We start from the raw sequence: 14,215 nt of genomic DNA on the forward strand, positions 1-14,215 counted from the left end.
GGGCCCGGCGTCGGACGCGTGACGTGGCCCCCGGCGGTCAGCCGCCGCGTAGGCTGCGGACGTCCAGGTGGCGGAGGACCCGGTCCACGACCTCCGGGTCCGCTCCCGGTTCGCTGCGGGCCGCCAGGACCTCCCGGCGGGCGGCCGAGAGCATCTCGGCCTGGATGCGTTGTGTCACCCGGATCCTCTCCACCCGCTGCGCATGCGCCTCGCGCCGTTCCTCGTCGACCATGTCGGGGCTGATACGGGCGCCGACGTCGTACGCGCGCCGCGTGAGCTGCTCGACCATGTCGTCGGGGAGTTCCTCGGTCTCCTGGATCTCCTTCAGCCGCCCCTTGGCGGCCTTCGCGGCGCGGACGGCGAGCAGCCGGGCGAGCTCCCGCTCGGCGTCGGAGTCGGACTGCACGCCGAGCCGCCGCACGAGCCACGGCAGGGTGAGGCCCTGCAGGACGAGCGTGGCGAGGATGACGGCGAAGGCGACGAAGACGATCTCGTCGCGGGCGGGGAAGGGCGTCTTGTCGTCCTGCGTGTGCGGGATGGCGAGGGCGAGCGCGACGGAGGCGACACCGCGCATCCCGGACCACCACATCACGACCGTCTCGCGCCAGCTGACGGGGACGTCCTCGTCGATGTCCCGCCGGCTGTGCAGCTGTTTGGCCAGCCACGCGGCGGGCAGCAGCCACAGCAGCCGTACGCCGACGACGACCGCGACGACGACAGCGCCGATGCCCAGCATCTCGCTCCACCGGCCGGAGGCGGTCCGCAGGACGTGGTGGAGTTCGAGGCCGATGAGGCCGAAGGCGACGCCGGTGACGAGGGTGTCGACGACTTCCCAGAACGAGTGCCGGGCGAGCCGGCCGAGCACGTCGTCGGCGTCACCGGCGTACTCGGCGAGGAAGAGCCCGGTGACGAGCACGGCGAGCACGCCGGAACCCTTGAGCTCCTCGGCGAGGACGTAGGGGCCGAAGGGCACGAGCAGGGTGAGGCCGATCTGGAGGGTCGCGTCGCCGAGGACGTCCATGAGCTTCTTGGCCGCCCAGCCGAGCGCGAGCCCGACCGCGAGGGCGACCACGGCGGACAGCACGAACTCGCCCGCGGCCTTCGGGGCGGAGAAGCTGCCGCTGACGGCCGCCGCGATGGCCACGTGGTAGAGCACGATGGCCGTCACGTCGTTGAAGAGCCCCTCGCCCTCCAGGATGGAGACCAGGCGGCGCGGCAGCCCGAGCGAGCCCGCGACGGCCGTCGCGGCCACCGGGTCGGGCGGGGCGACGAGGGCGCCGAGGGCGACGGCCGCGGCGAGGGAGATGCCGGGCACGATGGCGTCGGCGACGGCGGCCACGGCCGCGGTCGTCACGAACACCAGGGCGACCGCGAGCAGCAGGATGGGCCGGACGTTGGCCTGGAACTGCCGCCAGGACGTGCGCTGCACGGACACGTAGAGCAGGGGCGGCAGCACCAGCGGGAGGATGAACTCCGGCGGCATCTCCACGTTGGGCACGAAGGGCAGCAGCGCGAGGACGATGCCGCCCAGCGTCATGAGGACGGGGGCCGGCAGGCGCAGCCGGTCCGCGACGGGCACCATGACCAGCGCCCCGATCAGCAGCACGAACAGCAGGGCGAGCTGGTCCACGGACGTCCTCCGGGCGGATCGGGAAGGCGATCGTTTTCCCAGCCTGCCATGAACCGGACCAACCCGGATCTTCCGGAGATTCCGGACGAAGTCAGGGTGCGCTGCTCACAGCGCCTTCGTCATCGCACGGTGCGGTATGCCGCTGCCCTCGTCGAACTCGGGCCCGTGGGCCGCATAGCCGAGCCGCTCGTAGAAGCCGAGGGCGTGCGTCTGGGCCTCCAGGTAGACCCGGGCCAGGCCCAGCCGGCGGGCCTCCGCCTCGACGGCCAGGACGAGCCCGGCGCCCAGGCCCGTGCCGCGCGCGGCACGGGAGACGGCGAGCCGGCCGAGGACGGCCGTGACGTCGTCCTCGACGCCCGCGTGGCCGTACTTCGTCCGGGCCGGTGCACCGTGCAGGAAGCGGACCGTGCCGACGGGGCCGGCCGGGCCGGTGGCCAGGAGGTGGACGGCGTGGACGTCGTACGCGTCCATCTCCTCGGCCTCGGGGATGCACTGCTCGCCGACGAAGACCTCGCGGCGCACGGCGTGACAGCCGGGCAGCCCGTCGGGGCCGACGACGCGGACCATGATCCCCTGCGCGGCGCCCACGGCACCCACGGCACCCACGGGGCTCAGGCGCTCTCGGCGCGCACCGTATCCAGCGCGCGCTGCAGGTCCTCGGGGTAGGAGCTCTCGAACTCGACCCAGCGGCCGTCCTCGGGGTGCTCGAAGCCCAGCCGCACGGCGTGCAGCCACTGGCGGGTGAGCTTGAGGCGCTTGGCGAGGGTCGGGTCGGCGCCGTAGGTGAGGTCGCCGACGCAGGGGTGGCGGTGGGCGGCCATGTGCACACGGATCTGGTGCGTACGGCCGGTCTCCAGCTTCACGTCCAGCAGGCTGGCCGCGCGGAACGCCTCGATCAGGTCGTAGTGGGTGACCGAGGGCTTGCCCTCGGCGGTGACGGCCCACTTGTAGTCGTGGTTGGGGTGACGGCCGATCGGGGCGTCGATGGTGCCGCTCATCGGATCGGGGTGCCCCTGGACCAGCGTGTGGTAGCGCTTGTCGACCGTGCGCTCGCGGAACTGCTGCTTGAGCAGGGTGTAGGCGCGCTCGGACTTGGCGACGACCATCAGGCCGGAGGTGCCCACGTCCAGGCGGTGCACGATGCCCTGGCGCTCGGCGGCACCGGAGGTGGAGATGCGGTAGCCCGCGGCGGCCAGGCCGCCGATGACCGTCGGGCCCGTCCAGCCGGGGCTGGGGTGGGCCGCCACGCCGACCGGCTTGACGATCACGACGATGTCGTCGTCGTCATGGACGATCTCCATGCCCTCGACGGGCTCGGCGACGATCTGCACCGGGGCGGGTGCGGCGGGCATCTCGACCTCGAGCCAGGCCCCGCCGGTCACGCGGTCGGACTTCCCGGCCTCCGCCCCGTCCAGCTGGACCTTGCCCGCGGCCGCCAGCTCGGCCGCCTTGGTGCGGGAAAAGCCGAACATACGGGCGATGGCGGCGTCGACGCGCTCGCCTTCCAGGCCGTCGGGTACGGGCAGGGCGCGGATCTCGGGAATGGTGCTCACCCGTCGAGTATGACGGACGGGTGCGACACCCCCGCCCCGGGCTCAGTCCTGGTGGACCGTGCCGTCCGGGTCCAGCCCGCGGAAGGACAGGATCACGATCAGGAAGCCGCCGCAGACGATCGCGGAGTCGGCGAGGTTGAAGACCGCGAAGTGCGCGGGCGCGATGAAGTCGACGACACCGCCCTCGAAGCCGCCCGGGGCGCGGAACAGGCGGTCCGTGAGGTTGCCCAGCGCACCGCCGAGCAGCAGGCCGAGCGCGATCGCCCACGGCAGGCTGTAGAGCTTGCGGGCGATCCGCGCGATCACCACGATCACGGCGGAGGCGATCACCGTGAAGACGATCGTCATCGCCTCGCCGATGCCGAAGGCGGCACCGCGGTTGCGGACCACCTCCAGCTGCAGCCAGGTGCCGAACACCTCGATCGGGTCGTGGTGCTCCAGCTTCGCGACCACGAACAGCTTGCTGCCGAGGTCCAGGACATAGGCGAAGGCGGCCACCGCCAGGAGTACCGCGATGCGTCGCCCGCCCTTGGCCGTGGTCGGTTCCGCGGCCTCCGGCGTGCCGGTGGTGGTCTGTTCCGCCTCTGTCACGTGAGTCCTTCGACGTCGTCCAGGTCGCCAGGGCCTGCCTGACTGAGGACGAGGGTACGGCACGCCCGTGCGAGGGGGTCAGCGGCGTTCCTGGCGCTGTTTGCACTCCACGCACAGGGTGGCCCGCGGGAACGCCTGCATGCGGGCCTTGCCGATGGGCTTCCCGCAGTTCTCGCAGAGCCCGTACGTGCCCGCGTCGAGCCGTTCCAGCGCCCGCTCGGTCTGGTCCAGCATCTCCCGGGCGTTGGCCGCCAGGGCCAGCTCGTGCTCCCGGGTGATGTTCTTGGTGCCGGTGTCGGCCTGGTCGTCGCCCGCGCCGTCACCCGAGTCCCGCATCAGGCCGGTGATCGCCTCCTCCGAGTGGGCGATCTCCGCCCGCAGCCGCAGCACCTCGCTCTGCAGCTCCGTCCGGGCCTCGGCCACCTCGCCCGGCGACCAGGGCTCCTCCCCCGGCCGCACGGCCAGCTCACCGGGCTCCGCGGGGCCCGTGCGGGCCCCCGGCACCTTCCCGGCGGCCTGTGTCCCGTCCATCGTCTTCTTCGCAGCCACCGTCCTGGCTCCCGTCTTCTTCGCGGGCACCGCCCTCTGGGCAGGTGCGGCCTTCTCGATGGGGGCGGCCTTCTCGCCTGCGGCGCGCTTGCCGACCGCCCGGGGGGCGCGCTCCGCGGCGGCCGCCGCCTTCTTTCCCCCGGCGGACGTCTTGGACGTCTTGGCGGCAGCCGGCTCCTCGGCCGAGGCCACCGCCTTCTTCCCGGCAGACGCCTTCTTCGCCACGGCCCCGGCCGAAGCGGAGACCTTCGCCGCCCTACCTGCCGAGGCCGCCTTCGCGGCGGCCTTCGAGGGCGACGCCTTCTTGGCCGAAGCGGACGCCTTGGCCGCCTTCTCGGCCGACCCGGCCACGCCCACGGCAGCCGCCTTCTTAGCCGAGGCAGCCTTCCCGCCGCCCGCGGCCTTGGCAGCATGACCCGCCACCGACGTCCTAGCCGCCTTCTCAGCCGCCCCGGTCGCACCCCCGGCAGCCGTCTTCTTAGCAGCCGCAGCCTTCCTACCCCCGCCCGCGGCTTTGGCAGCCTTACCGGACGCCTTGGCCGCCTTCTCGGCCGACCCGGCCACGCCCACGGCAGCCGACTTCTTAGCCGAGGCGGCCTTCCCGCCGCCCGCGGCCTTGGCGGCATGACCCGCCACCGACGACGCCTTCCCCGGAGCCGACGCCTTGGCCGCCCGCTCGGCTGACCCGGCAGCCGTCTTCTTAGCCGGCGCAGCCTTACCCGCAGCCGACGTCGCCCTGGCCGCCTTCCCCCCGCCCCCGGCGGACGCCGTCTTCGTGGTCTTGCGTGCCGGTGGCGCCTTCTTCGCCGCGGTCCCGCCGCCTCCGGCGGCTTTGGCGGCTTCGGCGGCCTTGGAGGTCCTGGCGGTCTTTCCGGTGGCCCCCGCGGCAGCGGACCCGGTGGCCCCGTGGGCCTTGCCCTTCGCGGAAGCGGCGTCCGCTGCCGCTCTCTTCGCCACCATGACCGCGGCCCCTTCACATTTTATGATCTTGCGCGCGAATCGTGCCGGAACGATAAAACTCCACCGGGCACGCGGCAACGGGGCACGCCGGTCTCCTCGGTTGTGCCCCGCCCCCGGCCCTGTAATCGGACTGCGCCCGTCCCCCGCCCGGCCCCGGCCGAAACCGGTGGGCCGCGTCCGGTCCGGCCCCGTACACTGGGCGCAGCGAAAGGCGTGGAAGGGACGAGTAGCGCCGCACGCAGCCTGTAGCGACCCGGGGACGGTGGGAGCCCGGGGGCGTGCGCGGTGTGAAGATCACCCCGGAGCCGCCGGAAGAACGCCCCCGGGAGCTGACCGGCGGGTCAGTAGAGCCGGCATCGCGCCCCTAATGAGGGGGCCGGCGGCATCGCCACCGGCCAAGGAGGGTGGTACCGCGGGAAGCGCGCGCAGCGCATCTCGTCCCTCCGACGGACAGCGCAATGACGTTCCGCCGGAGGAAGCCTCACATGAGTCCCCAGCCGCAGTACCACCAGGTACCCGCCCAGGTGGACCTGCCCGCCCTGGAGCACGCCGTGCTCGAGTTCTGGCGCGAGAGCAAGGTCTTCGCCCGTAGCCTCGAGCAGTCCGAGGGCCGCCCCGAGTGGGTGTTCTACGAGGGCCCGCCCACGGCCAACGGCATGCCGGGCGCGCACCACATCGAGGCCCGCGTCTTCAAGGACGTCTTCCCCCGCTTCCGCACGATGCAGGGCTACCACGTCGGCCGCAAGGCCGGCTGGGACTGCCACGGCCTGCCGGTGGAGCTCGCGGTGGAGAAGGAGCTGGGCTTCTCGGGCAAGCAGGACATCGAGGCGTACGGCATCGCGGCCTTCAACGACAAGTGCCGCGAGTCCGTCACCCGCCACACGGACGCCTTCGCCGAGCTCACCACCCGCATGGGCTACTGGGTCGACCTGGACGACGCCTACCGCACGATGGACCCGGACTACGTCCAGTCCGTCTGGTGGTCCCTGAAGGAGATCTTCAACAAGGGCCTGCTGGTCCAGGACCACCGCGTGGCCCCCTGGTGCCCCCGCTGCGGCACCGGCCTGTCGGACCACGAGCTGGCCCAGGGCTACGAGACGGTCGTCGACCCCTCCGTCTTCGTCCGCTTCCCGCTGACCTCCGGCCCGCTCGCGGGCGAGGCCTCGCTGCTGGTGTGGACGACCACCCCCTGGACCCTGGTCTCCAACACGGCCGCCGCCGCGCACCCCGACGTCACCTATGTCGTCGCCACCGACGGCACCGAGCAGCTGGTCGTCGCCGAGCCGCTGCTGGAGAAGGCCCTCGGCGAGGGCTGGACCGCGACGGGGCAGTCCTTCACCGGCCGCGAGATGGAGCGCTGGGCCTACCGCCGCCCGTTCGACCTGGTCGAGCTGGAGGGCGCCAACTTCGTCGTCAACGCCGACTACGTCACCACCGAGGACGGCACGGGCCTGGTCCACCAGGCGCCCGCCTTCGGTGAGGACGACCTCAGGACCTGCCGCGCCTACGGCCTGCCGGTCGTCAACCCGGTCCGCCCGGACGGCACCTTCGAGGAGGGCCTCGGCCTCGTCGGCGGCCAGTTCTTCAAGAAGGCCGACGAGAAGCTCGTCGCGGACCTCACCGAGCGCGGCCTGCTCTTCAAGCACATCGCCTACGAGCACAGCTACCCGCACTGCTGGCGCTGCCACACCGCGCTGCTCTACTACGCGCAGCCGTCCTGGTACATCCGCACCACCGCCGTGAAGGACCGGCTGCTCGAGGAGAACGAGAAGACCAACTGGTTCCCCGAGTCGGTCAAGCACGGCCGCTTCGGCGACTGGCTGAACAACAACATCGACTGGGCGCTCTCCCGCAACCGCTACTGGGGCACGCCGCTGCCCATCTGGCGCTGCGAGGACGACCACCTCACCTGCGTCGGCTCGCTGGCCGAGCTCACCGAGCTCACCGGCACCGACCAGAGCGGCCTGGACCCGCACCGCCCCTACATCGACGACGTCACCTTCACCTGCACCGCCGAGGGCTGCTCGCACACGGCCGTGCGCGTGCCGGAGGTCATCGACGCCTGGTACGACTCGGGCTCGATGCCGTTCGCGCAGTGGGGCTACCCGTACAAGAACAAGGAGCTCTTCGAGCAGCGCTACCCGGCGCAGTTCATCTCGGAGGCCATCGACCAGACCCGCGGCTGGTTCTACACGCTGATGGCCGTCGGCACCCTCGTCTTCGACAAGTCGAGTTACGAGAACGTCGTCTGCCTGGGCCACATCCTCGCCGAGGACGGCCGGAAGATGTCCAAGCACCTGGGCAACATCCTCCAGCCGATCCCCCTGATGGACCAGCACGGCGCCGACGCCGTCCGCTGGTTCATGGCGGCCGGCGGCTCCCCGTGGGCCGCGCGCCGCGTGGGCCACGGCACCATCCAGGAGGTCGTCCGCAAGACGCTCCTCACCTACTGGAACACGGTCGCCTTCCAGGCCCTCTACGCCCGTACGTCCGGCTGGGCGCCCAGCGCCTCGGACCCGGCCCCGGCCGACCGCCCGCTGCTGGACCGCTGGCTGCTCGGCGAGCTCAACGCCCTCGTCGGCCAGGTCACCGAGGCCATGGAGGCCTACGACACCCAGCGGGCCGGCAAGCTGCTGTCCTCCTTCGTCGACGACCTGTCCAACTGGTACGTGCGCCGCTCGCGCCGCCGGTTCTGGCAGGGTGACGCGGCCGCGCTGCGCACCCTCCACGAGGTCGTCGAGACGGTGACCCGCCTGATGGCCCCGCTGGTGCCGTTCATCACCGAGCGCGTCTGGCAGGACCTCGTGGTCCCCGTCGACCCGCAGGCCCCCGAGTCGGTCCACCTGGCCACCTGGCCGGTGGCGGACGCCGCCCTCGTCGATCCGAAGCTGTCGCAGCAGATGCTGCTCGTGCGGCGCCTGGTCGAGCTGGGCCGCGCCACCCGCGCGGAGTCCGGTGTCAAGACCCGCCAGCCGCTCTCCCGCGCGCTGGTGGCCTCGGCCGGCTTCGAGGAGCTGGGCGCCGAGCTGCGCGCCCAGATCGCCGAGGAGCTCAACGTCTCCTCCCTCGCCTCCCTGTCGGAGGTCGGGGGGTCCCTGGTCGACACCACCGCCAAGGCCAACTTCCGTGCCCTGGGCAAGCGGTTCGGCAAGGGCGTCCAGGCGGTCGCCAAGGCCGTCGCCGGGGCCGACGCCGCGGCGCTGTCGCTGGCCCTGCGCGAGGGCACGGCCTCGGTCGAGGTGGACGGCGAGACGGTCACCCTCTCCCCCGACGAGGTCATCATCACCGAAACGCCCCGCGAGGGCTGGTCGGTGGCCTCGGACTCTGGTGCGACGGTGGCCCTCGACCTGGAGATCACCCCGGAGCTGCGCCGCGCGGGCCTCGCCCGCGATGCCGTCCGGCTCATCCAGGAGGCCCGCAAGAACAGCGGCCTCGACGTCGCCGACCGGATCGCCGTGCGCTGGGAGTCGGCGGCCGAGGAAGTCCGTACCGCCCTCTCGGAGCACGCCTCCCTGATTGCGGACGAGGTCCTGGCCACGGACTTCGCCACGGGCGAGGCCGACGGATCGTACGGTGAGCCTTTCACCGACGAGGCGCTTTCGCTGACGTTCCGTCTCCGCAAGACGACCGAGGCCTGATAAAACCGACAATTGCCGGGCGAGGGAAACCCTCGCCCGGCAATTGTCATATGTCGTATTGCCTGACAGGCGAAATGAAGCGCATAAAAGGGCCGGGCCCCTGGGGAATCCCAGGGGCCCGGCCCTTTTATGACTGCCGACCGACCGACTGCCGACTAGCGGCCGTACGGGCGCCTCAGTTGTCGTCCTCGTCGATGAGGAAGCCCCGCATGGGGGACGGCGCCTGCTGCATCGGCTGCTGGCCCTGCGGCCGCACCGGTGCCATCGGCTGGGTCATCGCCGGGGACATCTGCTGCTGGCCACCGTAGGACGGGCCGCCCATGGAGGAGTTGCCACCCATCGAGGTGTTGCCACCCATGGACGGGTTGCCGCCCATGCTGTGGCCGCCCATGCCCGCACCTGCCGGAGCCATCGACCCGCTCATCGAGGGGGCCGCGGGCAGCGACGGGGTGTTGGGGTTGCGGGGCGGGGCCAGCGAGTCGTCCGCCTGGTTCTCCAGCTGGCGCAGCTGGCTCTCCAGGTAGGACTTCAGACGGGTGCGGTACTCGCGCTCGAAGCCGCGCAGGTCCTCGACCTTGCGCTCCAGCGTGGCGCGGGCGGACTCCAGGGAGCCCATCGCGACACGGTGCTTCTCCTGCGCGTCCCGCTCCAGGGCGTCGGCCTTGGCGCGGGCGTCCCGCTCCAGGCCCTCGGCCCGGCTGCGCGCCTCGCCGACGATCTTGTTGGCCTCGGAACGGGCCTCCGCGATCGCCTGGTCGGCGGTCTGCTGAGCGAGCGAGAGCACACGGGCGGCGCTGTCACCGCCCGGGCCCTGGCCCGGCTGCGGCAGCTGCGGGCCGCCCATGGGGCCGTTCTGACCCATGGGGTTCTGCCCCATGGGACCGTTCTGCCCCATTCCGTTCTGACCCATCGGACCGTTCTGCCCCATGGGACCGCCCATGGGGCCGCCCATCGGACCGTTCTGACCCATGGGGCCGGGACCGTTCTGACCCATCGGGCCGGGACCGTGCGGACCCTGGGGACCGTGGCCGTGACCGCTGGGGCCGGCCGGAAGCTGCGGGGCACCGCCCGGCAGCTGCGGCGGGCCGCCCATCTGCTGCTGCTGCGGCACCGGCTGCGGTCCGGATATGGCGGCGGGCACCGGAGCCCCGCCGGGTCGCTGGTCCTGCGGCTCGGGCTTGCGCATGCCCTGCTGCTGGTTCTGCGCGGCGGCACGCGTGGCGGCGGCCAGCTTGGCGCGCAGGTCCTCGTTCTCGCGGAGCAGACGGGTCAGTTCGGCCTCGACCTCGTCCAGGAAGGCATCGACCTCGTCCTCGTCATAGCCTTCTCGGAGACGGACGGTCGTGAACTGCTTGTTCCGCACGTCCTCGGGGGTCAACGGCATCTCTTCTTCACCTCAACGTAGTCGTCGGCAATCGGCAAGACCGTATCGTTCACACCTGCTCCACGACGCGGATCAGGATGAAGACGATAATCATCAATACGAAGAAGGACAGGTCGAGCGCCACGCCCCCGAGACGCAGCGGCGGAATGAACCGCCGCAGAAGCTTGAGTGGCGGATCGGTGACAGTGTAGGTGGCCTCAAGGATGACCACCATCGCCTTACCGGGTTGCCATGAGCGAGCGAACTGGAAGACGTAATCCATCACCAGCCGGAAGATCAGTACAAATAGGAAGCAATACAACGCGATGTAGATCACCTGCAGTGCGATGCTCATCTCGCGCTTCCCTCTCCCCTTGCTCGTACCCGGCCTGTTCGGCCGTCATTCTCCCGGTATCGCCAGGTATTGCGTCTCAGCTCTGATTGAAGAACCCACCCTCTGCGATGCGGGCCTTGTCCTCCGCCGTGACATCGACGTTAGCAGGAGACAGCAGGAACACCTTCTGCGTCACCCGCTCGATGCTGCCGTGGAGACCGAAGACGAGGCCGGCGGCGAAGTCGACAAGTCGCTTCGCATCCGTGTCGTCCATCTCCGTCAGATTCATGATCACCGGAGTGCCCTCGCGGAAGTGTTCCCCGATGGTACGGGCTTCGTTGTAGGTCCGGGGGTGCAACGTCGTGATGCGGTAGGGCTCCCGCTCGGACACAACCTTGGGCATGATCACCGGTGCGTTCTTCTCCAGAGAGTGGCGTTCGGGTGTGATGGACGCCACGGGTGCGATTCGGGCGGGTCGTCCCGTTTCCGCTGTGAGCGGAGCGGGTTCGCGCTGTGCAGGCGGCTGGGCGACTCGAACCGGTTCGTCCGATTGCGTCTGTTGTGCGAGGTGTTGCTGATGCTGCTGCCTGCGTCGGTCGGGCTCCGGCTCGGGTTCGAACTCGTCGTCGGGGTCGAACCCCGGGCCGTCGTACCCATCGTCCTCCACGAGGCCGAGGTAGACCGCCATCTTGCGCATCGCGCCGGCCATTCTCTGCGTCCTCCGCTCTGTGGTGGATCGGCTCCGTCAACGGCGCCTTGGATCCACGCGGTCTGCCCGCCTTCTGACGGGAATGACCATATTTTTTGCTGTGGTCCGACTTCTTGGCGACGTTACCCGAGCCTGGGTCGGACTCCGAGTACCGCCGATCCGACACGTACATGTGTCGCCCCGGCGGCCACGGCGTCATCCAGATCCGCGCTCATCCCTGCTGACACCATGTTCGCAGCAGGATGGGCCGCGCGCAGGCCCGTTGAGATTTCCATCAGCCGCTCGAAGGCGGCCCGCGGACGCCCGGCATATGGTCCGACGAGCGGAGCGACCGTCATCAGGCCGGCCGGGCGCAGCGCTTCGGCACCGGCGAGCGCATCGGCGAGTTCTGTCACCCCGTCAGGAGCGACTCCACCCCTTTCACCCCGTTCACCCGACTCTGCGTCAAGTGCCACCTGAATCAGGCAGTCCAGGGTCCGGCCGGCCTTGGCGGCCGCCGTGGAGAGTGCGGTGACGAGGCGGGTCCGGTCGACCGAATGCACAAAGTCGGCATAACCGGCCACCGAACGCACCTTGTTCGTCTGCAATTGTCCGACGAAGTGCCAGGTGAGGGGCAGGTCCGCGCACTCGGCCGCCTTCGGCGCCGCGTCCTGGTCGCGGTTCTCCGCGACGTGGCGCACCCCGAGCTCGGCGAGGAGTCGCACGTCACTGGCGGGGTAGGTCTTGGTGACCACGATCAGGGTCACGTCCTCACGCGGGCGACCCGCCGCGGCGCAGGCCGCGGAGATACGTTCCTCCACGCGGGCCAGGTTGTCGGCGAGTTCCGTTCTCCGGTCCGTCACAGCTCTCAGTCCAACCAGACATAGCTAGCAAGTCGCCCCGTAGTGCGCTCGCGCCGGTACGAGAAGTGATCAGCCGACTCCAGCGTGCAGATGTGAGATTGTCCGCTCATCGTCACGCCGAGCCGGGCGAGTTGGGCGCGCACCCCCGCGGCCACGTCCACGGCCGGGGTGCCCTGCCGGGTGGTGGCCCAGGCCTCGGGCACGGCCTCGGCGACCTCGGCCCGCATCGCCTCGGGCACCTCGTAGCACAGGCCGCAGACCGCGGGGCCGGTGTACGCGAGGATCCGGGCGGGGTCCGCGCCGAGAGTGATCATCATCTCGACGGTCGCGGGAACCACTCCCGCGACCAGACCCGGGCGGCCGGCGTGGGCCGCGCCCACGACTCCGGCGACCGGGTCGGCGAGGAGCACCGGGGTGCAGTCCGCGGTCAGGACCGCGAGGGCCAGACCCCGACGGGCGGTCACCACCCCGTCGACCGCGGGGATTCCGGCGCTCCGCCAGGGGCCGTCGACCACGGCCACGTCCCGGCCGTGCACCTGGTTCATCCAGACGACGTCCGCCGGGTCGAGGCCGAGCGACTTCGCCGCGCGCTCCCGGTTGGCCCGGACGGCGGCCGGGTCGTCGCCGACCGCGCCGCCGAGGTTCAGCTCGTCATACGGAGCGGCGCTCACCCCGCCCCACCTGTCGGTGAAGGCGAAGTGCGCGCCGCTCTCGTGCTGATCGTGCGAGACAGCTTCCGATGTCACTGCGTGCTGTCGTCCTATGCCGCTCACTCGCTCGTACGTCCTACTTGAGGAAGTCCGGAACGTCCAGTTCCTCGGCGGTCGAGTCCTGGTACGGACGGGCCGGCGGGACCTGCGGGGAGGAGACCGGCGGCGGGGGGAGCTCGTTGACCGGTACCGGGTCGGCCGCGGGCTCCTCGGTGCGCGGGGTCACGCTGCCCAGGCCGCCGAAGGACGGGCGGGAGGGCTCGGCCGGGGTGGCCGGGCGCGGGGCCGCGGCGGCCGGGGTCTCCTCGCGGCCGGAGCCGTAGGAGGAGCCGAGCACCTTGTCGCGGCTGCCCTTGGCCGGCGGCTGGCCGCCGTCGAAGCCGGCGGCGATGACGGTGACCCGGACCTCGTCACCCAGGGCGTCGTCGATGACGGCACCGAAGATGATGTTGGCCTCGGGGTGGGCGGCCTCGCTGACCAGCTGGGCGGCCTCGTTGATCTCGAAGAGACCGAGGTCGGAGCCGCCGGAGATGGAGAGCAGGACGCCGCGGGCGCCGTCGATGGACGCCTCCAGCAGCGGCGAGGAGATCGCCATCTCGGCCGCGGCCACCGCGCGGTCGTCGCCGCGGGCCGAGCCGATGCCCATGAGCGCCGAGCCCGCCTCGGACATCACGGACTTGACGTCGGCGAAGTCGAGGTTGATCAGGCCCGGGGTGGTGATCAGGTCGGTGATGCCCTGGACGCCCGACAGCAGCACCTGGTCCGCGGACTTGAACGCGTCGAGCACGCTCACCTGACGGTCCGAGATGGACAGCAGCCGGTCGTTCGGGATCACGATGAGGGTGTCGACCTCGTCGCGCAGCCCCGCGATGCCGTCCTCCGCCTGGTTCGCACGGCGGCGGCCCTCGAAGGTGAACGGCCGGGTGACCACACCGATCGTCAGGGCGCCCAGCGAACGGGCGATGTTGGCGACGACGGGGGCGCCGCCGGTGCCGGTGCCGCCGCCCTCGCCCGCGGTCACGAAGACCATGTCGGCCCCCTTGAGGACCTCCTCGATCTCCTCGCGGTGGTCCTCGGCGGCCTTGCGGCCGACGTCGGGGTTGGCGCCGGCGCCGAGGCCGCGGGTGAGCTCACGGCCGACGTCGAGCTTGACGTCGGCGTCGCTCATCAGCAGGGCCTGTGCATCGGTGTTGATCGCGATGAACTCGACGCCCTTGAGACCGACCTCGATCATCCGGTTGATGGCGTTCACGCCACCGCCGCCGATGCCGACGACCTTGATGACTGCGAGGTAGTTCTGCGGTGCTGCCACGTCGAAGGCCTCTCGCCTCGAGTT

General features: G+C 71.2%; 12 protein-coding genes. 1 reads left to right on the forward strand and 11 read right to left on the reverse strand.

Going from position 1 to position 14,215, the window contains the following annotated elements; translation table 11 throughout:
- Window positions 1-37 precede the first annotated feature (37 nt).
- The 5 genes from FGW37_RS08560 to FGW37_RS08580 form a co-directional block, all read right to left on the reverse strand.
- Window positions 38-1,630, reverse strand: coding sequence for a Na+/H+ antiporter (locus tag FGW37_RS08560; protein WP_179080523.1), 1,593 nt, complete (start codon window positions 1,628-1,630; stop codon window positions 38-40).
- 105 nt (window positions 1,631-1,735) lie between these two features.
- Entirely contained in the window at window positions 1,736-2,197 is a 462-nt protein-coding gene (locus tag FGW37_RS08565; RefSeq protein WP_179084582.1) for a GNAT family N-acetyltransferase, read from the reverse strand.
- Between the two features lie 44 nt (window positions 2,198-2,241).
- Entirely contained in the window at window positions 2,242-3,183 is a 942-nt protein-coding gene (locus FGW37_RS08570; protein ID WP_058044836.1) for an RluA family pseudouridine synthase, read from the reverse strand.
- A 42-nt stretch (window positions 3,184-3,225) separates the two neighbouring features.
- The gene (gene lspA / locus FGW37_RS08575; protein WP_179080524.1) at window positions 3,226-3,774 is read right to left on the reverse strand and encodes a signal peptidase II; all 549 of its coding nucleotides are present in this window, start codon (window positions 3,772-3,774) and stop codon (window positions 3,226-3,228) included.
- Between the two features lie 78 nt (window positions 3,775-3,852).
- Window positions 3,853-5,283: a TraR/DksA family transcriptional regulator gene (locus tag FGW37_RS08580; RefSeq protein ID WP_179080525.1), complete on the reverse strand. Its 1,431-nt coding sequence runs from the start codon at window positions 5,281-5,283 to the stop codon at window positions 3,853-3,855.
- Between the two features lie 485 nt (window positions 5,284-5,768).
- On the opposite strand from FGW37_RS08580, the gene ileS reads away from it, so the two are divergent.
- On the forward strand, window positions 5,769-8,921 hold the full coding sequence (ileS, locus tag FGW37_RS08585) for an isoleucine--tRNA ligase (RefSeq protein WP_179080526.1): 3,153 nt from the start codon (window positions 5,769-5,771) through the stop codon (window positions 8,919-8,921).
- A 175-nt stretch (window positions 8,922-9,096) separates the two neighbouring features.
- On the opposite strand, the gene FGW37_RS08590 is transcribed toward ileS, so the two are convergent.
- From FGW37_RS08590 to ftsZ, 6 genes are all read right to left on the reverse strand, one after another.
- Window positions 9,097-10,305, reverse strand: a complete 1,209-nt coding sequence (locus tag FGW37_RS08590) for a DivIVA domain-containing protein (RefSeq protein ID WP_179080527.1) — start codon at window positions 10,303-10,305, stop codon at window positions 9,097-9,099.
- A gap of 49 nt (window positions 10,306-10,354) precedes the next feature.
- Window positions 10,355-10,639 carry a YggT family protein gene (locus FGW37_RS08595; RefSeq protein ID WP_030364712.1) on the reverse strand — a complete coding sequence of 95 codons (285 nt, stop codon included), beginning with the start codon at window positions 10,637-10,639 and terminating at the stop codon, window positions 10,355-10,357.
- A 76-nt stretch (window positions 10,640-10,715) separates the two neighbouring features.
- Window positions 10,716-11,327: a cell division protein SepF gene (locus FGW37_RS08600; protein ID WP_058044831.1), complete on the reverse strand. Its 612-nt coding sequence runs from the start codon at window positions 11,325-11,327 to the stop codon at window positions 10,716-10,718.
- Window positions 11,328-11,449: 122 nt separating this feature from the next.
- Entirely contained in the window at window positions 11,450-12,169 is a 720-nt protein-coding gene (locus FGW37_RS08605) for a YggS family pyridoxal phosphate-dependent enzyme (RefSeq protein WP_179080528.1), read from the reverse strand.
- A gap of 5 nt (window positions 12,170-12,174) precedes the next feature.
- Window positions 12,175-12,915 (reverse strand): peptidoglycan editing factor PgeF, encoded by a 741-nt coding sequence (pgeF, locus tag FGW37_RS08610; RefSeq protein ID WP_179080529.1) that lies wholly within the window; start codon window positions 12,913-12,915, stop codon window positions 12,175-12,177.
- A gap of 40 nt (window positions 12,916-12,955) precedes the next feature.
- On the reverse strand, window positions 12,956-14,191 hold the full coding sequence (gene ftsZ, locus FGW37_RS08615; protein WP_179080530.1) for a cell division protein FtsZ: 1,236 nt from the start codon (window positions 14,189-14,191) through the stop codon (window positions 12,956-12,958).
- Between the last annotated feature and the right edge of the window lie 24 nt (window positions 14,192-14,215).

Origin of the sequence: Streptomyces rectiverticillatus (genome assembly GCF_013394065.1) — a bacterium.
GTDB lineage: Bacteria > Actinomycetota > Actinomycetes > Streptomycetales > Streptomycetaceae > Streptomyces > Streptomyces rectiverticillatus.

What these genes read in the sequence shown, in the direction of transcription:
- FGW37_RS08595 (WP_030364712.1), bottom strand. Translation starts at nt 10,639, where the DNA reads ATGAGCATCGCACTGCAGGTGATCTACATCGCGTTGTATTGCTTCCTA.
- ileS (WP_179080526.1), top strand. Translation starts at nt 5,769, where the DNA reads ATGAGTCCCCAGCCGCAGTACCACCAGGTACCCGCCCAGGTGGACCTG.
- FGW37_RS08590 (WP_179080527.1), bottom strand. Translation starts at nt 10,305, where the DNA reads ATGCCGTTGACCCCCGAGGACGTGCGGAACAAGCAGTTCACGACCGTC.
- FGW37_RS08600 (WP_058044831.1), bottom strand. Translation starts at nt 11,327, where the DNA reads ATGGCCGGCGCGATGCGCAAGATGGCGGTCTACCTCGGCCTCGTGGAG.
- FGW37_RS08565 (WP_179084582.1), bottom strand. Translation starts at nt 2,197, where the DNA reads ATGGTCCGCGTCGTCGGCCCCGACGGGCTGCCCGGCTGTCACGCCGTG.
- FGW37_RS08580 (WP_179080525.1), bottom strand. Translation starts at nt 5,283, where the DNA reads ATGGTGGCGAAGAGAGCGGCAGCGGACGCCGCTTCCGCGAAGGGCAAG.